This is a genomic window from Sorangium sp. So ce1335, assembly GCF_051521615.1.
Taxonomy (GTDB): Bacteria; Myxococcota_A; Polyangia; order Polyangiales; family Polyangiaceae; genus Sorangium.
Window position 1 is genome coordinate 12,800,127 of record NZ_CP150363.1, and the last position, 20,903, is coordinate 12,821,029.

At 72.5% G+C, this 20,903-nt stretch carries 19 protein-coding genes; 7 read left to right on the top strand and 12 right to left on the bottom strand.

The features are described 5' to 3' along the window. Nucleotides 1–22: 22 nt before the first annotated feature. From WMF24_RS47785 to WMF24_RS47815, 7 genes are all read right to left on the bottom strand, one after another. On the bottom strand, nt 23–325 hold the full coding sequence (locus WMF24_RS47785; RefSeq protein ID WP_437734170.1) for a hypothetical protein: 303 nt from the start codon (nt 323–325) through the stop codon (nt 23–25). A gap of 159 nt (nt 326–484) precedes the next feature. After that, entirely contained in the window at nt 485–1,465 is a 981-nt protein-coding gene (gene gspC, locus WMF24_RS47790; RefSeq protein ID WP_437734171.1) for a type II secretion system protein GspC, read from the bottom strand. A 217-nt stretch (nt 1,466–1,682) separates the two neighbouring features. After that, nucleotides 1,683–3,095, bottom strand: a complete 1,413-nt coding sequence (locus WMF24_RS47795) for a sigma-54-dependent transcriptional regulator (protein WP_437734172.1) — start codon at nt 3,093–3,095, stop codon at nt 1,683–1,685. Nucleotides 3,096–3,272: 177 nt separating this feature from the next. Continuing rightward, nucleotides 3,273–3,830, bottom strand: coding sequence for an isochorismatase family protein (locus WMF24_RS47800; protein ID WP_437734173.1), 558 nt, complete (start codon nt 3,828–3,830; stop codon nt 3,273–3,275). Between the two features lie 5 nt (nt 3,831–3,835). Continuing rightward, nucleotides 3,836–4,297 carry a hypothetical protein gene (locus WMF24_RS47805; RefSeq protein ID WP_437734174.1) on the bottom strand — a complete coding sequence of 154 codons (462 nt, stop codon included), beginning with the start codon at nt 4,295–4,297 and terminating at the stop codon, nt 3,836–3,838. Further along, complete coding sequence (locus WMF24_RS47810; protein ID WP_437734175.1) at nt 4,294–4,677, bottom strand: (2Fe-2S) ferredoxin domain-containing protein; 384 nt, start codon at nt 4,675–4,677, stop codon at nt 4,294–4,296. The genes WMF24_RS47805 and WMF24_RS47810 overlap by 4 nt, the downstream gene beginning before the upstream one ends. Before the next feature lie 137 nt (nt 4,678–4,814). Beyond that, on the bottom strand, nt 4,815–5,420 hold the full coding sequence (locus WMF24_RS47815; RefSeq protein WP_437734176.1) for a hypothetical protein: 606 nt from the start codon (nt 5,418–5,420) through the stop codon (nt 4,815–4,817). A 117-nt stretch (nt 5,421–5,537) separates the two neighbouring features. Between WMF24_RS47815 and WMF24_RS47820 the strand changes: the two genes are divergently transcribed. Further along, entirely contained in the window at nt 5,538–6,218 is a 681-nt protein-coding gene (locus WMF24_RS47820) for a TetR/AcrR family transcriptional regulator (protein ID WP_437734177.1), read from the top strand. 178 nt (nt 6,219–6,396) lie between these two features. Here WMF24_RS47820 and hisN read toward each other — a convergent pair whose 3' ends face one another. From hisN to WMF24_RS47835, 3 genes are all read right to left on the bottom strand, one after another. Continuing rightward, nucleotides 6,397–7,173 (bottom strand): histidinol-phosphatase, encoded by a 777-nt coding sequence (gene hisN / locus WMF24_RS47825; protein WP_437734178.1) that lies wholly within the window; start codon nt 7,171–7,173, stop codon nt 6,397–6,399. A 94-nt stretch (nt 7,174–7,267) separates the two neighbouring features. Further along, entirely contained in the window at nt 7,268–8,311 is a 1,044-nt protein-coding gene (locus WMF24_RS47830) for an alpha/beta hydrolase (RefSeq protein WP_437734179.1), read from the bottom strand. Between the two features lie 27 nt (nt 8,312–8,338). After that, nucleotides 8,339–9,421 carry a hypothetical protein gene (locus tag WMF24_RS47835; RefSeq protein ID WP_437734180.1) on the bottom strand — a complete coding sequence of 361 codons (1,083 nt, stop codon included), beginning with the start codon at nt 9,419–9,421 and terminating at the stop codon, nt 8,339–8,341. A 361-nt stretch (nt 9,422–9,782) separates the two neighbouring features. Between WMF24_RS47835 and htpG the strand changes: the two genes are divergently transcribed. Both htpG and WMF24_RS47845 read left to right on the top strand, forming a co-directional pair. Continuing rightward, nucleotides 9,783–11,768, top strand: coding sequence for a molecular chaperone HtpG (gene htpG, locus WMF24_RS47840; RefSeq protein WP_437734181.1), 1,986 nt, complete (start codon nt 9,783–9,785; stop codon nt 11,766–11,768). A gap of 59 nt (nt 11,769–11,827) precedes the next feature. Next, nucleotides 11,828–12,874, top strand: coding sequence for a hypothetical protein (locus tag WMF24_RS47845; protein ID WP_437734182.1), 1,047 nt, complete (start codon nt 11,828–11,830; stop codon nt 12,872–12,874). A 128-nt stretch (nt 12,875–13,002) separates the two neighbouring features. On the opposite strand, the gene WMF24_RS47850 is transcribed toward WMF24_RS47845, so the two are convergent. Next, a complete protein-coding gene (locus WMF24_RS47850) occupies nt 13,003–13,863 on the bottom strand; it encodes a tetratricopeptide repeat protein (protein ID WP_061607258.1) in 861 nt (286 codons plus the stop codon). Between the two features lie 185 nt (nt 13,864–14,048). Here WMF24_RS47850 and efp point away from each other — a divergent pair, with 185 nt between their 5' ends. Further along, a complete protein-coding gene (efp, locus tag WMF24_RS47855; RefSeq protein ID WP_437734183.1) occupies nt 14,049–14,612 on the top strand; it encodes an elongation factor P in 564 nt (187 codons plus the stop codon). A gap of 37 nt (nt 14,613–14,649) precedes the next feature. Here the strand turns inward: efp and WMF24_RS47860 are convergent, their stop codons facing one another. Next, on the bottom strand, nt 14,650–16,596 hold the full coding sequence (locus tag WMF24_RS47860) for a hypothetical protein (RefSeq protein ID WP_437734184.1): 1,947 nt from the start codon (nt 16,594–16,596) through the stop codon (nt 14,650–14,652). 280 nt (nt 16,597–16,876) lie between these two features. Here WMF24_RS47860 and WMF24_RS47865 point away from each other — a divergent pair, with 280 nt between their 5' ends. From WMF24_RS47865 to chrA, 3 genes are all read left to right on the top strand, one after another. Continuing rightward, nucleotides 16,877–17,074, top strand: a complete 198-nt coding sequence (locus WMF24_RS47865; protein ID WP_437734185.1) for a DUF5522 domain-containing protein — start codon at nt 16,877–16,879, stop codon at nt 17,072–17,074. Between the two features lie 258 nt (nt 17,075–17,332). Continuing rightward, on the top strand, nt 17,333–19,510 hold the full coding sequence (locus WMF24_RS47870) for a VWA domain-containing protein (protein WP_437734186.1): 2,178 nt from the start codon (nt 17,333–17,335) through the stop codon (nt 19,508–19,510). 179 nt (nt 19,511–19,689) lie between these two features. Further along, nucleotides 19,690–20,895, top strand: a complete 1,206-nt coding sequence (chrA, locus tag WMF24_RS47875; protein ID WP_437734187.1) for a chromate efflux transporter — start codon at nt 19,690–19,692, stop codon at nt 20,893–20,895. Nucleotides 20,896–20,903 lie beyond the last annotated feature (8 nt).

A 20,903-nucleotide genomic window follows, 5' to 3' on the forward strand; every position in this document is an offset into this window, starting at 1 on the left:
AGTAGGGGGGAGGCGGCGCCGCTCAGTCGGCGCTCGGCGCGCTCTCGCGCTCGGCCGGCAAGGGGGGCCGCGGCCGCTTCGAGCGGGAGGTCTTGCCCAGGGCGGTCTTGCTCGTCCCGGAGGCGGTGTCGCTCTCGGCCTCCTCTGTCGCTTCCGCCGCGGAGCCATCGGCGTTGCGGGGCGGCAGGACGGCCCTGGCGACCGACACGAGGAGGAGGCTCATGACCCCGACGAACGTGAGGGAGCCGAGGACGAACGTGCCGATGTACATCAGCGTCCGCCGGAGCAGGCTCCCCTCGTTCAGTCTCCCTATCCATCGCGCCATGCAACTACCCCGGTCTCGTCTGGTTGCGTCTGATTGCGTCTGGTTGCGTCTGATTACGCCGATTGCGTCTGCTTACGCCTGGTTGCGTCTGATCACGCCTGATTGCGTCTGAACAAGTCTGGTTTCGCCTGCGTCGTCACCGAGTTCAGTCCGGAGCGCTCACTTGATGTTGAAGTCGATGTTCATCGGCTTGCCCTTGCGGTTGATCGTCACCGTGAGCCGGTCTGCCGTCCGGAGCCGCGCATAGGCCTCGAGGGCCTTCTGCGGATCGCTCATCTCAAACCCGTTGATGCTGGACAGCCGATCTCCGTTCTCAAGGCCGAGCGTCCCGAGCAGCGAGTCCGGTCGAATCCCGAACAGACGGATGCCGACCACCTTGTCGCCCTCCTTCTCGGGGACGATGCGCGCGGAGCGCATCAGCTCGCCCTGGTTCTCGAGGATGGAGTCGACCGCGCTGCGCTCCACGTTGAACTCCGTCTCGCTCACCCGCTGGATCTTCGAGGCGATCTCCGGCGGGACCTTCTTGCCGCCGCGGGCGGCCTTCGACGTCGACGCCGTGGGCGGCGGCGCCATCGCGGGCGCCGGCGAGGCGCTCGCCCGCGCGCCAGCGTTGTTGCCGCCCACGATGGCCTGGCACCGCGAGCTGCCGGAGGTCAGCCAGACCCGATCCCACCCCACGTAGTAAACGGTCTGGCCGGCGATCTCATCCCCTTGCCGCCGCAAGATCGCCCTGCCGTCCGAGCCGGCCATGGCCGCGAACGACCACTCCGGATCCTCGGCCTGCGTGATGAGCAGGACGCGGGCGCCGTCGCACGACGGATCCGCGTACGGGTCCTTGTTCGCCATCTCCTGCTGGACGCTCGGGATCTCGACGGGCTTGCCGTCGAGCGGCCCGGTCACCGAGTCGAACGGGTTGCGCGAGAGGATCGGCCCGGCGTTCGTCGCGTGGTCCGCGTTCGCGGTCGAGCCGAACGCCCCCGAGCGCGTCGGGGGGCTCGGCGGCGGCGGCGGCGGCGCGTCGACCGCGACGCTGGAGGCCACGAGCTGGCCCATGCCCGACGCCTGGAAATAGGCGGCGAGCGCGATCAACACGCCCAGCACCCAGGGAAAATACCGCTTCAGGATCGCGTCGATGCCCATGCGCCCATGCTCCTCTAGGCGAGTTCCATGCCAGGGGTCAATCTTCGGTAGTTCCCCCCCATTTTCACGCAATTACGGAAGCTGCCCCGCCAAGGTGACGCACCCGGGGCAGGCCGGACGGCCCCGCCTTGCCAAAGTGACAAACGGATTTCCATGGCGGCCGTCGGAAGGCCGTCGAGCCGGAGCGGGCCCTGTCCGCCGGGGTTCGCGCGCCGCGTCACTCCAGCTCGCCGAGCTTTCGATAGATGGTGCGCGTGGAGATGCCGAGGAGCTGCGCGGCCACGGATTTGTCGCCGCGGGCGTGGCGGAGCGTCTCGCGGATGAGCCTGCGCTCGACCTCGTCGAGGGGGGTGCCGACCGAGAAGGTGAGCGAGCTCGGCTCGGCGGGGGCGGCCTCGCGGATGAAGTCGGGCAGGTCGTCGACCGAGAGCTGGTCGCCGCGGCAGAGCACGACGGCGCGCTCGATCACGTTCTCGAGCTCGCGGACGTTGCCCGGCCACGTGTAGTCGGTGAGGCGCGCGAGCACGTCGCGCGGCGCCTCCAGGCGGGGGCGGTTGTTCTTCGTGCAGTAGACGCCGAGGAAGTGGTCGACGAGGAGCGGGATGTCCTCGCGCCGGGTCCTGAGCGGGGGCGCCGTGATCGCGATCACGTTGAGCCGGTAGAACAGGTCCTCGCGGAAGCGGCCCGCGGCGACCTCGGCGCGGAGGTCCTTGTTCGTGGCGGCGACGAGGCGCACGTCGGCGCGCACGGTGTCGCCGCCGACGGGCTCGTACTCGCCCTCCTGGAGCACGCGGAGGAGCTTCACCTGGACGGCCGGCGAGAGCTCGCCGATCTCGTCGAGGAACAGCGTGCCGCCGGCGGCCTTGGCGAAGCGGCCCTCGCGCTTGGCGAGGGCGCCGGTGAACGCACCGCGCTCGTGGCCGAAGAGCTCGGCCTCGAGGATGGTCTCCGGGATGGCGGCGCAGTTGACCGCGACGAACGGCCCGCGCGACCGGGCGCTGCGCTCGTGGATGAAGCGCGAGAGGAGCTCCTTGCCGGTGCCGCTCTCGCCGAGCACGAGCACCGTGGCGCTCGAGGGCGCCGCCTGGGTGGCGATGTCGAGCACGCGGCGGAGCGTCGGGCTCGACCCGACGATCTCGCGCTTCGTGAGCAGCTTGATCTCCTGGCGCAGCGAGCGGTTCTCGGCGACGAGCGACTGGCGCTCGGCGGCCTTGCGCACGCTCTTGATGATCGTCATCCGCTTGAGCGGCTTCTCGACGAAGTCGTAGGCGCCCTCGCGCATGGCCTGGACGGCGGTCTCCACGGTCCCGTACGCGGTCATCATCACGACCTCGGTGTCGGGCGCGATCTGCTTCAGCGCGCGGAGCAGCTCGAGCCCGCTGACCCCCGGCATCATCAGGTCGGTGAGGACGACCTCGACGCGGCGGCTGCGCACGATCTCGAGCGCCGCCTTCGCGCTGTCGGCCGTGATGACGCGCATGCCGTCGCGCTGGAAGATCTTCTCGATGGAGGCGACGTTCGACGGCTCGTCGTCGACGACGAGGACCGTGGGGGCGCCGGGCGGCGGCGCGGCGCCGGCGGGCGGGGGCGCGCTCGGCGGTGCGCCGGCTTGTGCCAGATCGTCAGCCATGCGTCACTATGTCATAGGCGCGCGCGCGGTGTCCAGCCGAGCACGGGTCTGACAAAGTCCGATCGGGCGGTCTGACAAAGTGACACGGCGACGTTGTCAGGATGCCGCTGCCCGGGAACCGCGCGGAAGAGACGTGCGGCCCGGCGCGAAGGGGGCGCCGGACGGCGTCCTCGGCGTTCAGCGGATGAGCTTCGAGAGGTGCTTGAAGTCGTCCGTCCCCGCGACCTGGAGCCAGTCGAAGACGACGGTCTCCGCGGTGGTGATCGTGGCGCCGGCCGCGCGGCAGAGGTCGAGGCCGGCGAGCCGGTGGTCGTCGCGGCGCGAGGCGACGCCGTCGAGGGGCACGTGGACGGCGACGCCGCGGGAGGCGAGGTCGCGCACGGTCTGGAAGACGCAGACGTGCGCCTCCAGGCCGACGACGACGGCGGTGCGGGGGGCGCGCTGGGTGAGCGCGCGCTCGAACTCGGCGGCGTCGCAGGCGGAGAACTCCATCTTGGAGAAGACCGGCGCGCCCGCCTGCGCGAGCCTCTCGGCGATGGGCGCCACGGTGCGCCCGAGCCCCGCGGGGTACTGCTCGGTCGCGAGGACGGGCGCGCCGAGGCGCCGGGCCGCCTCGATGAGCACCGTGGCCGCGCGGGTCAGCGCGTCCATCTGCGGCGTCGGCATCGCGGCCGCGAGCTTCTCCTGGACGTCGATGACGATGACGGCGCTCGCGGCGGGCTCGAGTCTTCGCATGGCGGCTACCTCGTGGCGCGGAAGCTCTTCAGGAACCGGAGCAGGTCGCTCCGCAGGTCGAAGCGGAGGAGCGCCTCGCCGATCACGGCGCCGCCCTCGCCGACGAGCACGCCGGGCAGGACGGTCATCGACTCGAGGAGGTCGCGGGTGCGGACGGTCTTGCGGCCGGCGAACGCGCAGCGGCGGCCGTCGTTGGCGGTGAACTCGAAGGAGTAGGGGAGGGTGCCGGTGCGCGCGAGATCGAGCCCGAGCCGCCCGGACAGGTAGCGGTGGTCGGCGAACCCCTCGGCGTCGATCTCGCCCTCGATCTCGACCTCGGGCTTGCGGAGGAAGTGGAGGAGGCCGCGCGAGCGCGCGCGGATGGTGAACGACATGGGCCGCTCGTCGGCGGGGGAGTCGACGAGGTGGAAGCTCCCGGCCATCGTCTCGCAGAACTCGAAGCCGCGCATCACGCCCCCGCCCATCATGCCTCCGGGGGCGCGTTGCGGGGCGGCGCCGGCAGGGGCGGGCCGGCCGTGGCCTCGGTGAAGTCCTCGGGCGGGAGGACGAGCCGCTCGACGCGGCGGCCGGCGGCGAGGGCGTCGACGATCTCGGGGACGTCCGCGGGGGTCACGCGGCCGTAGAAGTAGCCGTCCGGCTCGACGGCGATGACGGGGCCCGCCCAGCAGACGTCGAGGCAGCTCGCGGTGCAGGCGCGCGCCTCGACCTTCGCGAGGCCGCGCTCGGCGAGCGCGGCCTTGAGCTGCGCGTGGATGCCCTCGGCGCCGCGCTGGGCGCAGGAGCCCTTCGGGACGCCGTCGGGGCGGCGGTTGACGCAGACGAAGAGGTAGCGCTTTCGCTGGGGCACGGGGCGGATCCTCGTGCGTCGCGGGCGCCAGGTCAAGCTGGGGCGGGGGGAAGGGGGAGGGCGCGACGCGCGGGCAAAGCGGAGAATGGATGCCCGGACCGAGGGGGGCGGGAGGACACGCGGCCTCGTGCGCGGGCTCAGCCGGGGGCCTGTCGCCGGCGCAGCGCCAGGTTCACGATCCCGATCGGCGCCACGACGAGCACGAACGCGAATCCGAGGACGCCCACCGCGAGGCCCGCGAGGCTCGCGAGCGCGAGCCAGACCACGTCGCTCGCCGTCGGGCCGGACAAGGGCGCATCCACGCGCATCTCTCTGCGAAGCTCTCCCACGGTGCGGCCGAGCAGCGCCTCGAAGGGCCGACCGTACAGGCTCTCGCTGCGGCGGCCGCGGAGGAACGCGCGCACCGTCCGGCGCGGGGCCGAGAGCAATCCGGCGAGCAGGCCGCCCAGGTTGAGCTGCCACGCCGCAACGAAGTCCTTGCAGCCGGCGCCGAGCTCCCACGCGGAGATCTCGAACTCGCCGATCGTGTTCGTGTCGTAGCCCGTGAGCACGTGGTGAAGGTCGTGGTACCGGACGGCGCGCACGCGCGCCTGCGTGTTCGGGAACGGGACGGGGAGCGGCCCGAGCTTGAAGTCGACCCACGCGTCCCCGTACCCGCCGTCCGCGCCGAAGCGGTTCACGTCGAAGTAGATCGCCCGCGCCTGCCGCATCGTGAGGCCTTCGTCGTAATGCACCAGAGCCATGGCACCACCCTCGTTCAATGACTTCAGTCACTGACCATGGTCACCATGGTGGCTCGTCTTGTCAACCGTGAAGGAGGGTTGACTTGTCGACGGCCGAAGAAACAGATTGGCCGTACGATGAGCAAGGTCAGTACAGGCTCAGCGAAACGCCGGAAGGGGTCCGCCGCGCCGGCCGCGCCGGCCACACCGCCGCCCGGGCGCGGCGGGCGCGCGCAGCAGAAGCTCGACACCCGCCGGCGGATCCGGGACGCCGCGTGGGCGCTCTTCACCGAGCTCGGTTACGACGGCACCACGACCAAGGCGGTCGCGGAGCGCGCGGAGGTCGCCACGGGGACGGTGTTCGTTCACGCGCGCGACAAGGCCGACCTGCTCATGATGGTGATGCACGACCGGATCGCGGCAGCCGTCGACGCGGCGTTCGAGACGCTGCCGCGCAAGGAGCCCCTGCTCCCGCAGCTCCTCCACGTGTTCCAGCGGCTGTTCGCGATGTACAGCGAGCAGCCGCTCGTGTCGCAGGCGTTCGTGAAGGCCTTTCCGGGTGCGTCAGGCCCGAACGGAGAGCGGCTGAACGCCCTCACGTTCGCGTTCCTGCACCGCATCGCGGGCCTCGTGCGCGACGCCCAGGCGCGCGGCGAGGTCGGGAGCGACATCGACCCGCTCGCGGCCGCGCACAACATCTTCGCCCTCTACTTCGCGGCGCTCCTCTCGTGGCTCAGCGGCTTCGTGACGCTCACCGCCGCGCTCGACCCGGTGCTGAAGAACGCCCTCGCGCTCCAGTACCGCGGGCTGCGCGCATGAGACGTGGGCCGGGCGCGCTGGCTCGGCCGCCCCCCACGCCTCTACCGCAGACAGCGCCGCAGAGGATCGAACCGCCAAGACGCCAAGGACGCCAAGAACGCAAAATTATTGAGATTTCTTGGCGTCCTTGGCGTCTTGGCGGTTCCCGGAGTCCCGCACTTTCGGCCAGGGTGCCGCACTACCCGGCGCGGAGCGCGGCCAGCACCTCGGCGTGGGCGCGCGGATCGCCCGCGGCCACGACGTCCCCGGCGCTCGCGGCGTCGAGCGGGCGACCTTCCCAGTCGGTCATGACCCCGCCGGCGCCCGTGATCACCGGGACGAGCGCCGCGAAGTCGTACAGCTTGAGGCCGTGCTCGACGACCACATCGACGCAGCCGCTCGCCACGAGGCCGTACTGGTAACAGTCGCCGCCGTAGCTCACGAGCTTCGCCCGCGCCGCGACCGCGGTGAAGGCGCGCGCCGCCGCCGGCGAGAAGTACTGCGGCCCGGTCGTCGAGAGGCGCACCTCCGACAGCCCCGCGCACGCGCGGACGCGCGCCGGCTCGCCGTTCCACAGCGTCGGCCGGCCCAGGACGCCGAGCCAGCGCTCGCCGAGCACGGGCTGATCGATCACGCCGAGCACAGGGCGACCCCGGTGCAGCAGGGCGATGAGCGTGCCGAAGAGCGGCTTGCCCGTGATGAACGCCTTCGTCCCGTCGATGGGGTCGAGCACCCACACGAGCTCTGCCTCCGCGTTCTCGCGGCCGAGCTCCTCGCCCACGATCCCGTGGCCCGGCGCCCGCGCGGCGAGGATCTCCCGCAGCGCCGCCTCGGCCTCGCGGTCGGCGACCGTGACGGGGCTCCTGTCCTCCTTGTCGTCGGCCTCGACGCCCTTGCGGAAATAGCGGCGGATCACGGCGCCGCTCGCGTCCGCCAGCCGCTGGGCCAGATCGACAAGGTCCTGGGAAGGGGTCATCGTCTCCGTCCTCCTCGGGGCCCCACGAGGCGAACCCGCGGGCGCGATCCAGTACGCGCGGCGCGCGCGCACCGCAACCCGCGCGGGGCGGAGCTCAGACCCCGCGCGCGGGCACCCCGTCCGGGGAACGCGTCGACGCGTCCCGGGGGCGCGGCGCCCGAGCGGCCCCCGACAGCGACGCCCGGAGAAACGACCCCAGCGTGTCGGCGCCCCGGGCGGCCTCCGGGTGGTACTCGGCGAGGACGGGCCCGTTGTGCGGCATGTCCCGCAGCACGTCGAGCGTGGCGTCGACGCCCGCCTCGCGGGCCCGCCGCGCGAGCTCCACGCCCTCGTCGTGGAGGCGCTCGGCGTCGCCGACCTGGATGAAGAGCGGGCCGAGGCCGTCGAGCCGCGCGTGCAGCGGCGACAGCCGGGGGTCGTCGAGCGGGATCGCGCCCGCGAAGTCGCGCGCCTGGCGGAGCAGCCCCTCCGTGGTCCCGTAATCGGTCGGCTCGTTCGCGCGCGTCGAGGCGCTGCTCGATGTGAGGTCGAGCCAGGGGGAGATGAGCGCGGCGCAGCGCGCCTGCTCGCCCCGGTCGCGCAGCGCGAGCTGGGCGACGAGCGCGAGGTTGCCGCCGGCGGAGTCGCCCGCGAGCGCGATCTCGCCCGGCGCGTGGCCCCGCGCGACGAGCGCGTCGAACGCGGCGAGCGCGTCCTCGAGCTGGGCGGGATAGCGATGCTCCGGCCCGAGCCTGTAGTCGATCCCCACGACGCGCGCGCCGCTCGCCAGCGCGAGCCGCGCCATGACGTCGGCGTGCGTCCTCGTGGAGCCGAACAGGTACGAGCCCCCATGAAGGTAGAGGACGACCCCCCGGGCCATCGCGCCCGGCGGCTCGAACCAGACGGCGGGGACGCCCCCCAGGGTGTCGCTCGTGCGCTTGACGCGCCGGACGGCCTTCTGGGGAGTGAAGCGCGCGTCCAGGTCGGCGCGCACCCTCGGATACGGCCAGTCGAGCATGTCGACGAAGTCGCGGCGGAGCGCCCGGACCACCCACTCGAAGCCGAAGCTCCAGCTCGGGCGAGCAGGCCCCCGGCGGGCCCGCTCGACGGCCGTCTCCGCGAGCGCACGGCTGAATATCCCCATGAGGCGAAGCATCATGGCGACGACCTTACACTGTTCGCCGCGTCAGCCCTTCTTCCGCGGGTCACCCCGGAGGATGGGGTAGGCCATCAGGAGGCTCAGCCACACGACGAGGAACTTGGGGTCGGCCAGCGTCTCGAACGGGATCTCGAAGCGTTCGTTGTGAGGCTCCGCCTTGCGCTGCTGCGCCTCGGCGACCGCGGGGCTCACGACCTGGGGCAGCCGCTTCCCGCCCCCGATGGCCGTGCCGCCGGACCCGGGCAGCTTCGGCAACAGCGCGCCCTCGGCCGCGAGCGCCTTCTCCTCCGGCGTGCGCGTCGGGAGATCCGGGTCGATGATCACCGCCGCCGGCGCGAGCTCCTCGAGCAACTCGCCGCCGGAAGGCTCCGCCGCCGCGGCCCCCGCGACCTCCTCCGGGCGACCCACCGGGGCGTAGCGCGGCGCGACCTCGCCCGGCCTCCGGTCGAGGAGCTCGACCGTCACCCGGGTCGGGATGTACACGCGCCGCGCCTCCTCGACAGTGACCACGGTGTCCGCGGCGGCCCCCGGCGATCCGCCGACAAGCTCGGGCGCGAGCTCGGGCAGCTTCGCGCGCGCGGCGTCGATCGCCGCCTGCTCCGCGTCGATCGCTGCCTTGCAGCCCGGGAGGGACGGATCGAAATCGAGGCCGACGGTGCTGGCGCCCCGCTTCGACGCCTCGGGGTTCGCCGTGCACTCCTGGAGCACGCGCTCCGCGATCGCGTCGTCCTCCCGGTGCAGCAGCGCGAGCGCGATCTCCTTGCGATCGTCGACGCCGTTCGCGATCTCGGGCCGGGCCACGTAGCGGTACCGCACGCGGAGCGCGACGTCGCGCTTGCCCGTGGCCGTGTCGACGACCGTCACGGCCTCCTTGATGAAATGATCGGTCGTCGCGCCCTGGACCTCGCGCCGGCTCACCATCACCCGGGAGCGCCGCAGCCCCGTGAACACAGAGCGCGTCTGCGCCCGCACGCGCTCGAGGAGCTTGAAGTCGCTCGTCTCCGTCGGGACGTAGAGATGCCCCTCGAACTGGAGCAAGGCGGGCGGACGCTTCGCGTCGTCACGGGCCGCCGCCTTGCCCCGGTCACCGCACCCCGCGAGCGCCAACATCCCGATTGCCGGGACAAGATGGAGTACTGCGCGGAGAAGTGCTACCACAACGGATTCCCCCGACGGCGTGGGTGCAACCTCCGTGAATCTAGCGCCGCTGCGCTCCCGAAGAAACCCTGACGCTCGAGAAAAGCCCAGCGTACATGCGGGGATCGGAGATAGCGACCTCGACGTGAGGAGCCCGGCCCGCAGCGCCCGACGTCGGCGTAGATCGCGCCCCGCGGCCCGGTGAGCCTCCACCCCGGGAGCGTCGCGGGAGGCGAGCCCGGAGAGGGCGGCGTCCCGGGGCGCGTTCCGGCCGTCGCCCGACAGCGCATCGGGGGATTGCCGTTTCGAAAATCGGATCCATTTGGTCGCCGAGATGAACACGGAAAGCCAGAACCCCGAAACCAGCGGCTCCGCGCCCTCTGCCCAGCCCCCGGACGCCCAGCCGCCCGCGACGCCCGCCTCGCCCACGTCCGACGAGACGAGGGCGGCCGGCGCCGTCGAGCTCCCCTTCCAGGCCGAGGTGCAGCAGGTCCTCGCGCTGGTCATCAACTCGCTCTATGCAAACCAGGAAGTCTTCCTGCGCGAGCTCATCTCGAACGCGTCGGACGCCCTGGACAAGGCGCGCTTCCTGGCCCTGACGCGCGAGGGCGTCGCCGAGCAGGTGGGCGAGCCCGCGATCCTCATCACGCTCGACGACGCCGCCCGGACCCTCACCATCGAGGACAACGGCATCGGCATGACCCGCGACGAGGTGGTGCAGAACCTCGGCACCATCGCGCGCTCGGGATCGCTCGAGTTCCTGAAGGCCAACGCCGAGGCCGCGAAGCAGAAGAAGGACGGCGGCAAGCTCCAGCTCATCGGCCAGTTCGGCGTCGGCTTCTACGCCGCCTTCATGGTCGCCTCGCGCGTCGACGTGCAGACCCGCTCGATGCTGCCGGGCGCCGAGCCCGTCCTGTGGCGGTCGTCCGGCGCCGGCTCCTTCACGGTGGCCCCCGGCGACCGCGAGCACCCCGGCACGAAGATCGTCCTCCACCTCAAGGACGACGCGCGCGAGTACACGAAGGCCTGGCGCATCAAGGACATCATCCGCAAGTACTCGGACTTCGTCCACTTCCCGATCAAGGTGAACGACGAGGTCGCGAACCGCTCGGCGGCCCTCTGGACGCTGCCCAAGTCGCAGATCACCGAGGAGCAGCACGCCGAGTTCTTCCAGCACGTGACCGGCGGCTACGAGGGGGACAAGCCGCTGCTCACCGTGCACCTGTCGATCGACGCGCCGGTGCAGTTCCACGCCCTGCTCTACGTGCCCGAGAAGGCGCCGGCGGACATGTTCCACAAGGACCGCAGGGGCGTGCGCCTCTACGCGAAGCGGGTCCTCATCGTCGAGGACTGCGACAAGCTGACGCCGATGTACCTGCGCTTCCTGCGCGGCGTCGTCGACTCCGAGGACCTGTCGCTGAACGTCTCGCGCGAGATGCTCCAGGAGAACCGGACGCTCTCGCAGATCGAGCAGCAGATCGTCAAGCAGGTGCTCAAGTCGCTGAAGGACCTCTCCGAGTCGGACCCCGAGCGCTACGCGACCTTCTGGAAGGAGTTCGGCCAGGTCGTCAAGGGAGGGATCAACGACTGGAAGAACAAGGACGCGATCACCGAGCTCTGCCGGTTCGAGTCGATGAACACGGAGGCCGGCAAGCTCATCTCGCTCCGCGACTACGTGGCGAAGATGCCGGAGGAGCAGAAGGAGATCTATTACGTGACGGGGCTCGGCCGCCGCGCGGTCGAGCAGAGCCCGCACCTCGAGGCGTTCCGGAAGCGCGGCTACGACGTGCTGTTCCTCGTGGATCCGGTCGACGAGTTTCTGGTGAAGGCGCTGAACGAGTTCGACAAGCGCCGGCTCAAGAGCGTGACGCACGGCGACGTCGACCTCGGCCCCGAGCCCGAGAAGAAGGACCAGCCGGAGGAGTCGGTGGACGCGGCCGTGGCGGCGGTCAAGGCGGCGCTCGGCGACCGGGTGAAGGACGTGCGCGTCTCGCGGCGCCTGACCGACAGCGCGAGCTGCCTCGTCGCCGCCGAGGGCGACCCAGGGGCGAACTTCGAGCGGATCATGAAGATGATCGACCAGAACACCGAGGAGTCGAAGCGGATCCTGGAGCTCAACCCGAGCCACCCGGTCGTGAAGAACCTCGACATCCTGGCGAAGCGCGAGGCCGACTCGGAGCGGGTGAAGCAGTGGTCCGAGCTCCTGCTCGACCAGGCGCTCCTCGTCGAGGGCGTCGTGCAGGAGCCGGCGAAGCTCGTCCGGCGCATCCAGGACCTGCTCGCGCAGGTCAGCACGGCGGCCGTGGGCAACCAGCCCTGACGCCCCGCGCCCCGGCCGTTTCTTGGCCGTGATCCGGGGCCCGTGATACCCGCGCCGAGGTGGCTTCGGACGAGGTCGGCAGGTTGTCCCGCGTCGCGGCGCCCGCGCTCGGCCGCCGGGCGTTCCTCCGGGCGCTCGGCGCGGCGGGCGGCGCCGTGGCGGCGCCCGGGATCTGGGACCCGGCGCCGGCGCTCGCCGGGGCGGGGTCGAGGGTGAAGGAGCTCGAGACCTCCGAGATCGGCGTGACGCTGAAGCTCGAGCTCTCGGACGCGCCGTTCCCCTGCGACGGGGCGCCGTACCGGGACGCGACCGTGATGGTCTTCGTGCCGGCCCACTACCGCGCGCCGGAGAGCGATGAGCTCGACCTCGTCGTCCACTTCCACGGCCACGTCACGACCGCGGCGCGGGCCATGGCGGCGCACAAGCTCCGCGAGCAGCTCCACGAGAGCAAGCAGAACGCGGTGCTCGTCGTGCCGCAGGGCGCGGTGAACGCGGCCGAGTCGCCCCCGGGCAAGCTGGGGCAAAAGGGCGGCCTCCGGCGGCTGTGCGGCGAGATCGCGGCGGTGCTCGCGGCCCCCGCGGCGCTGCGGGCGCTCGGCGACTGCGCCGTCCCGCGGCGGGCGAGGCTCGGGATGCTCTGCCTGTCGGCGCACTCGGGCGGCTACCGCGTCGCGGCCGCGTGCCTCCGCCACGGCGGCTGCGAGGTGAACGAGGTGTACCTGTTCGACGCGCTGTACGGCGAGGTCGACGCGTTCCGCGACTGGGTGCTCGAGCGCAAGGACAGGTCGGGGCGGGACAGGCACAAGCTGATCAGCCACTTCGTCGGAGGCGACGTGCGGCGGCTGAACCTGGAGCTCGAGCGCGCGCTCGAGGCGCGGGGCGTCGCGTGCCTGCACGAGCGCCGCCCGGGCGAGCTCACGCGGAAGCAGCTCCTGACCGGCCGCGCGATCTTCATCCAGGCGCCGGTCGCGCACAGCGCGGTGACCTTCGAGCAGAACGCGTTCCGCGACTGCCTCTTCGCGTCGGGCCTCCGCCGGCAGCTCCGGTCGCGCTGGTTCGACAAGAAGGACGAGCCGCGCGAGATCGACGTGCGCTCCCCGTCCTGAGGCCACGGCGCCGCGCGGCGCGTCGCTGCCCGCGCGGCGCGTCGCTGCCCGCGCGGCGCGTCGCTGCCCGCGCGGCGCGCGTCCGTGCCGGCGCGAGAGCCGGCCGGCGCCGCGTCGCGCCGCGCGCGTCAGTGCCGGAGCGAGACGTCGGCCAGGGCGAGGCGCGCGTCGTTGATGAACGCGCTGTCCGGGAAGCGCCGGATGAACGACCGCAGGGTCGTCTTCGCGTCGTTCCAGGCCTGGATGTCGAGGAGGCACTCGGCGAGGAGGAACGTCGCGTCGTCCATGACCTCGCGGTCGGGCGACGCCTCGGAGAGCGTCATCAGGAGCGGGATCGCGTCGCGCTGCCGGTTCAGCCTGCGGTAGGCGCGCGCCAGGTTCAGCCGGGCCGACGGGGTGTGCGACGCCGTCTCCTTCTGGCGGATCGCGTCCTCGAAGGCGACCGCGGCCTCGTGCCAGCGGCCCGTCCGCATGTGATCGAGGCCCGTCTGGTACGACTTGATCGAGAGCTCCGACCGCGCCTTGTCGACGGCGTCCGTGAAGAACGCGAGCTCGGCCCGGGTGAGCGGCGCCTTCCGCAGCGCCTCGAAGCCCTCGATCACCTCCTGCCGCCGCTCGGCACGGATGAGCTCGTAAAAGGCCGCGGCGTCGCTCTCGGCCTTGGCCCGCGCGTCGCTCCGCTGCTGCATCTCCTTGAGATCGGCCTCGTGCTTGGCGATGCGGTCGCGCGCGCCCTTCGTCTCGGCCTGGACGGCGTCGACCCGGGCGTCCCAGGCGAGCTTGACCACCCCGATCACCACGATCACGAAGAGGAGGTTCGCGCTCGCGCTGTTCCAGAAAGCGCGCCGCTCGTACGCCATCTGGCGCTTCGAGATGCTCTTCAGATCGGCGGCGAGGGCGTTCGTTAGGTTGTTCGTCTTGATGATGAGCCCACGGGATTCCACGATCTCACGCTTGATCTCCCGGAGCTCGTCGTCGAAGTCGTGCATTTTCAGGTCCTGAAACCGCGCCCTGTGCAGGGGGCCGCGCTCGTGCTAAGGGGGCCGCCAACGCGGACTCCCGGCCCGCGCTAGGGACGCCGCGAACGCGGACGCCCGAGCCGCGCCAGGGGGCCCGCCCGCGGATCCCCGGCCTCGCCGACAGGCCGCCCTTACGCTACCAGGAAGCTCTGCCCATGGACACAAGCGACATCCGAAAAGGCCTCAAGATGATGGTCGACGGCCAGCCCTACTCGGTCATCGACTTCCAGTTCGTCAAGCCGGGAAAGGGGCAGGCGTTCACCCGCGTCAAGATCCGGAACATGGCGACCGGCGCCGTGCTGGAGCGCACGTACAAATCGGGCGAGAAGCTGGAGCCGGCGGACGTGGAAGAGCGCAGCCTCCAGTACATCTATCCCGAGGGCACGGATTACGTGTTCATGGACCCGGCGACCGGCGAGCAGCTCACCGTCCCCGGCGACAAGATCGGCGACGACGCCAAGTGGCTGAGCGACGGGATGTCGATCGACGTGACCCTGTTCAACGGGCTGCCGATCGGCGTCAGCATGCCCCCGCACGTGGTGCTCCAGATCGTGAGCAGCGAGCCGGGCGTGAAGGGCGACACGGCGAGCGGCGCCACGAAGCCCGCCACCGTGTCGACCGGCGCGACGGTCAACGTCCCGCTCTTCGTGAAGGAGGGCGAGTGGATCAAGATCGACACGGCCGACGGCAAGTACCTGGAGCGGGTCAACAAGGGCTGATCCCCGGCTGACCCCCGGGGCCACGGCCGCCGGGGCGTCACTTCGCCTCGAAGATCACCGCGGCCGCGCCGACGACGCACGCGACGCGGGCCCCTCCGTTGGCCGGCGCGCACGCCGTCGCCTGCGCGAGGTCGCCGCCCGACCAGAGGCGCGCGGCGCCGCCGGCCGTCGCGACGAGGAGCCCGCCGGCGGCGGGGACCGCCAGCGTGGCGCCGTCGGGCGACCGCGGCGCGCCCTGCGGGGCGGGCGTGGTCAGCGGGAACGACAGCGCGGACGACGTCGGCGCGGCGGCGCGCAGGTCGATCGAGACGAGCGCGGCGCCGAGCGCGATGTCGAAGCCGCTCGCGGACGCAGCCAGCGGGGAGAAGGGCAGCCGCTCCGTCCCGGCGCAGCGCGCGGGCGAGCCCGCGCGGGCGCGAGGGCCCTGCGCGCGGAGCAGCGGGAGCGGGACCTCCATCTCGCCGACGGCGTCGGGCGAGCTGCGGAACAGCGCGAGCAGCGTGGACGCGTCGCAGCGCCGCTCGACGGCGACGAGCTGCGCGGGGCCGGCATGGACCGCCGCGGGCCAGGGCGGGACGTCGGTCGCGGACTCGGTGGAGGCCGCTGGATCGACGCGGACGACGCCCTGCGCGGTCCGGACGAGCAGCGCGCCGCTCGCCTCGAACGCGAGCGGGCCGAAGGCGCCGGGGGCGGCCGGCTGCGGCGCGGCGGCGGTGCGGTACACGGCGGTCGGGGTCGCGGGCGGCGCGAGCTTCGCGAGGAGCTTCGCCTCCTCCTTGGCGCGGGGCTCGGCCCCGCCGCGGTCGAGCGCCGCGACGGCCGCGAGCGGCGCGCCGCGCGTGGACGCGGCGACCGCCTCGGCGCTGTCGATCGACGCCGCGAGGCCCGGCTCCCCGCAGCGCACGGGGCCGGCGCCCGTCCAGACGAGCGCCTCGCCGGCGCGCGCGGCGTCGCGGCCGGCGCTCGCCCCGTCGCCGCCCGCGGCGTCGGCGCAGAGGGCGGCGTGGAGCCGGCGCAGCCGCTGGGCAGCGGCGGCCACCGAGGGCGCGGTGGACTTGCCCCGCGCGTCGCGGAGCAGGGAGGCGGCGAGGTCGCGCAGCGTCGCGCCGGGCTGCGCCGCGTCGCGGGAGAGGCCGGCGGGGCGATCGAGGAAGACGAGCGGGGCGCGGAGCTCGGCGGCGGCGCCTTTAGGGCCGGGGGCGGAGAAGGGGCGGAGCGCGCCGGAGAGGCCGACCGTGACGACGAGGTCGTCGCGGCCGTCCGCGTCGCGGTCGGCGACCTCGAGGGCGGCGGAGAGCGCCTCCTCGGGCGGCGGGGCCCGGAGGCGGAGCTCCAGGGCGAGCTCCGGCGGCGCGCCCTCGCCCGCGCCGGGGAGGCGGATCACGGCGATCCAGCGCGTGGCGCCCGCGCTGGCGGCGCGCTGCTGGTCGCCGCATTGCGGGGCGAAATCCAGGGCCAGCGCGGACGGGCCGATCTGGCTGAGGCCGACGCGCGGGGTGCACCCCTGCGCGGCGAGATCGCCGGGGAGCGCGGTGAGCGTGCGCAGCGCCTTCGGCCGCGCGGCGGGCGCGAGCAGGAGCTCGCCGCGCAGGCCGTCGGGCGACCGCGCCCACGCGACGAGGTCGCGCGCGCCGTCCCCGTCGACGTCGAGGAGGAGCCCGGTCTCGAAGGTGCGCCCGGTCGGCGCGGCGACGACGGCGCCGCCCTCGAGGGGCCACTGCTTGCCGCCCGCGGGCGCCGGCACGCTCTGCACGACAGCGAAGCGGGGCGGGGCGGCCGCGTCCTCGGCGCCGGCGTCGGCCTCGGGGCGGGCGTCCGCGGCGCCGGGGGCCGCGCCGCTCAGCGGCGGCGGCGAGCCGGCGGGCGTCGCCGAGCCGAGCGTGTAGGGCGTGTAGGGCTTCGAGCTCGGGCAGCCGTCGCAGCCGGTCGCGGCGAGGAGCGGGAGCAGGGCGCGGAGGAGCTTCGAGCAGGATCGATCGGGCATCGCGGGCGGACCCGCCGGTGCAGGCGAGGTGCGGCGGGCAGCGCAGGCGTAGCACGGGAGGCGCGCGGGCGTCGCGGCGCCGGCGTGCGTGTGCGCATCGAGGCGTGCGCGCGCGTGCCGGAGAAGCCGACGAGGCCGACGACGCCGACGAGGCCGACGACGCCGACGAGGCCGACGACGCCCACGATGATCGATGACCAAGACGAGGAAGGGCGGAGGGACGCAGGGCGCCCGCGCGATGGCGCCCGCGCGCGTTTCGGAGTAGCTTGATCGAGGGTCGATGCGCGGGCCGAAACCTCTCAAGGCGATCGAGGGCGAGGACTATTACCTCGAGGGAGGCCGGGTGGTTTTCACGGCGGCGTATCACCTGAAGCGGGGGAGCTGTTGCAACTCGAAGTGCCGCCACTGCCCTTACCGGCAAGAGGCGCCCGCGGATGAGACGGTGACCGTCTCGGTGCCTCGCCTGAAACTTCGCTGAATCGACGGCCGGCGTGAGGTCGCGCTCGATCGTCCGCGGCATCTGCGGCGACCGCGCCTCGTATTCCGTTGTTAACGCATCAGGTGACGTGGCGGCCGCTGCCGTGCCGATGCGCGTGGCGCTGGCCCTCGGCGATCGCTGCCCGGCAATCCGCCGGACCCTCGATGGCGCAGGGCTCACATCTCCATGGAATGTCGGTTGATCCGGATTGCGCCAAGCGTCTAGGCTTTTTGCGCCCACATTCGCGCAGGAGCTCCTATGCGTCGCAGTCTTTGCCCTCTTGTCTACAGCCTCTTGCTCTCGGTGCCGCTCGGCTGCAACGCCGTGTCGGAGACCAGGCCGTCGCCGCCGGGCGGGACGTCGGTCGAGCCGGCGCCGACGGTCGAGGACACGGACGAGGACGGCATCAGCGACGAGGACGAGGGGCGCGCCGATGCGATCGACACGGATGGCGATGGCGAGCCGGACTTCGAGGACACCGACGCGGACGGCGACGGGGTGCCCGACGCGATCGAGGGCGCCATCCGGCCAGGGAACATGGGTCTGCCGGACAGCGACGGCGATGGGGTGCCCGACTTCCGGGACGAGGACTCCGATGGGAACGGACTCGCCGACGGGGTGGAGGGGGTCGAGGATCTCGACGAGGATGGTTTGCCCAACTACGCCGACCTCGACGACGACGGCGACGGCCTCTCCGACGAGATCGAGCTGGGCCGGGACGTGTCCGACCCGATCAACACCGACGACGACAGGTGGCCTGACTTCCGCGACACCGACTCCGACAATGACGGCATCCTCGACCGCTTCGAGCGGGAGATCGACGCCGACGGCGACGGGATCCCGGCGTTCCGCGATCTCGACTCGGACGGCGATTGCCGGTCCGACGAGGTCGAGCGGGGCGACGGCGATCGCGACATGCTGCCGAGCGACAGCGACCAGGACGGCGGGGGCGATTTCCTCGATCTCGACAGCGACAACGACGGCCTGCTCGATGAGCTCGAGGACGTGAATTGCGACGGGGTGCTCGACCCGGGGGAGTCCAGCATCGCGAGCGACGATACGGATGAGGACGGCGTGAGCGACCTCATCGAGCACGCCGCGGGCACGAACCCGGACGACGACCTGGACAACCCGCAGGCGAACGGGGACTTCGTGTTCGTCGTGCCGTACATGCAGGCTCCGACCCCCGCGGAGGACACGCTCGACTTCTCGACCGACATCTCGCAGGCGGACGTGGTGTTCGCGATGGACACCACCTCGTCGATGGGCAACGTGATATCGAGCTTGAGGTCGACGCTCCAGGACATGATCGATCAGCTCGCCGACGGGATCCCGAGCATCGGGATCGGCGTGACTCACTACAAGGACTTCCCGAGGTCGCCGTACGGGGGGGGCGCCGACAAGCCGTTCTTCCTGGAGCACCGGGTGATGAGCGTGCTCACGCCAGAAGGGCGGAATTCGGTGCAGGACGCGGTGGATGATCTCCTGGCCTCGGGCGGCGGCGACACGCCGGAGAGCGGCTGGGAGGCGCTCTATCAGATCGCCCGCGGGGCGGGCACCGGAGAGGGGGGCGCCCGCGTGCCCCCGTTCGATCCGATGACCGCGCCGCCCGACGCGATCCCGGCGGGCGAGACGGTGGGGCACATCGGCGGCGTCGGCTTCCGCGCCGGCTCGCTGCCCATCGTCGTGATGATGACCGACGTGCCGAACCACAACGGGACGGTGCCGAGCTACAACTACACCGGGCTCTCGTCCCCCAGCTACACGCAGGCGCTCAGCGCGATGACCAGCCTGGGCGGCCGCCTCATCGGCATGGTGACGGACCTCGATGACGGGAGCGAGGCCAAGGCCGACCTCACGGCCGGCGCGCTCGCGACCGGCTCGGTGGTGCCGCCGACGGCGTGGGGGCCGGAGGGCATGCGCCCGCCGCGGTGCGACGTCGGCCAGTGCTGCACCGGCGAGGGCGGGAAAGGCGTGGCGGCGGCGAACGGCAAGTGCCCGCTCGTGTTCCAGATCTCCAGCAGCGGCACCGGCCTGAGCCTGGCCGTCGTGCAGGCGATCAAGGTGCTCACGACCTATGTCACCCTCGACATCTCGGCGGCGGCGGTGGACGACGAGGAGGGCGATGCGATCGACGCGGTGAGCTCCTTCGTCGACAAGATCATCGCGAACAACGAGGCGCAGGAGCCGTGCACCTCGGGGCTCAGGGTCGTCGACAAGGACCGCGACGGCGTCGCGGACACCTATACGAACGTCTTCCCCGGGCCCACGGTCTGCTTCGACGTGATCCCGAAGATCAACGCCGCGGTGCCGCCCAAGGAAACACCGCAGATGTTCACGGCGAGCATCGTCGTCACCGGCGACGGCGTGACGACGCTCAGCACCCGCAAGGTGTTCTTCCTCGTCCCGCCGGAGATCCCGCCGCCCCCCGTCTGACGCGCTGACGGCGCCCACGGGCCGCGCCCAGGGCCGCCCGGGCGGCCTCGCCGCGGCGGCGCCCAGGGCCGCCCGGGCGGCCTCGCCGCGGCGGCGCTCTGGGCTGCCCGGGCGGGCTCGCCGCGGCGGCTCCATTCGATGGACGCGCGGTGGTGCCCGTTTTCGGGTAGACACCCTTCATGAGCGAAGGCCTGGCCAGCGGCGATGCCCGGGCGTCCGCGCAGGCGCGCCGCGCGGAGCTCCGGGAGCTCGCGCTGCTCTTTCTCCGGCTCGGGACCACGGCCTTCGGGGGCCCCGCGGCCCATGTCGCCATGATGGAGGACGAGGTGGTCCGCCGGCGCGGCTGGATGACGCGCGAGGACTTCCTCGACCTCTATGGTGCGACGAACCTGATCCCGGGGCCCAGCTCGACCGAGCTCGCGATCCACATCGGGCACCGCCGGGCCGGCTGGGCGGGGCTGCTCGTCGCCGGCGGCTGCTTCATCTTCCCTGCGGCGCTGATCACGCTCGGCTTTGCGTGGGGCTATGTCCGGTTCGGCGCGTTGCCGGAGATGTCAGCGCTCCTTTACGGCGTGAAGCCGGTGATCATCGCGGTGGTGGTCCAGGCGCTCTGGGGCCTCGGTCGCGCCGGCCTGCGCTCGTGGCCCTCGCTCGTCCTCGCGGCGCTCTGCGCGGGGGCGATCCTGCTCGGCGTCCACGAGCTCGCGGTCCTGGCCGGCGCCGGCGCGCTCGCCGTGGCGCACCGCCTCGCGGCCGGGCGCCCCGCAGGCCCCTCGGCCGGCGCGGCGGCCGTCGTCCCGCTGGCCGGCGGCGTCGCCGCCCCGCTGGCCGGCGGCGCCGCGGCCGCGGCGGCGAGCGCGCCGTTCGGTCTCCTCCCGCTGTTCCTGTTCTTCCTCAAGGTGGGTTCGGTCCTCTTCGGGAGCGGCTACGTGCTCCTCGCGTTTCTCCGCGCCGATCTCGTCGAGCGGTATCGGTGGATGACGGAGGCGCAGCTCCTCGACGCGGTGGCGGTCGGCCAGGTGACGCCCGGTCCCGTCTTCACCACGGCGACGTTCATCGGATACGTCCTCGGCCGGTTCCCGGGCGCTCTCGTCGCCACGGCGGGCATCTTCCTCCCGGCGTTCTTCTTCGTCGCCCTGAGCGGCCCGCTGATCCCCCGCCTCCGTCGCTCTGCCGTGGCCTCTGCCTTCCTCGACGGCGTGAACGCCGCGTCGCTCGCGCTGATGGCGGTCGTCGCTTACCGGCTCACGCGGGCCGCGGTGGTCGACTGGCTCACGGCCGCCCTGGCGATCGTCGCGGCGTTCCTGCTGGTCCGTTACCGCGTGAGCTCGCTCTGGCTCATCCTGGCCGGCGCTGCCCTCGGCGTCGCGTCGGTCCACCTCTGACCCCCATC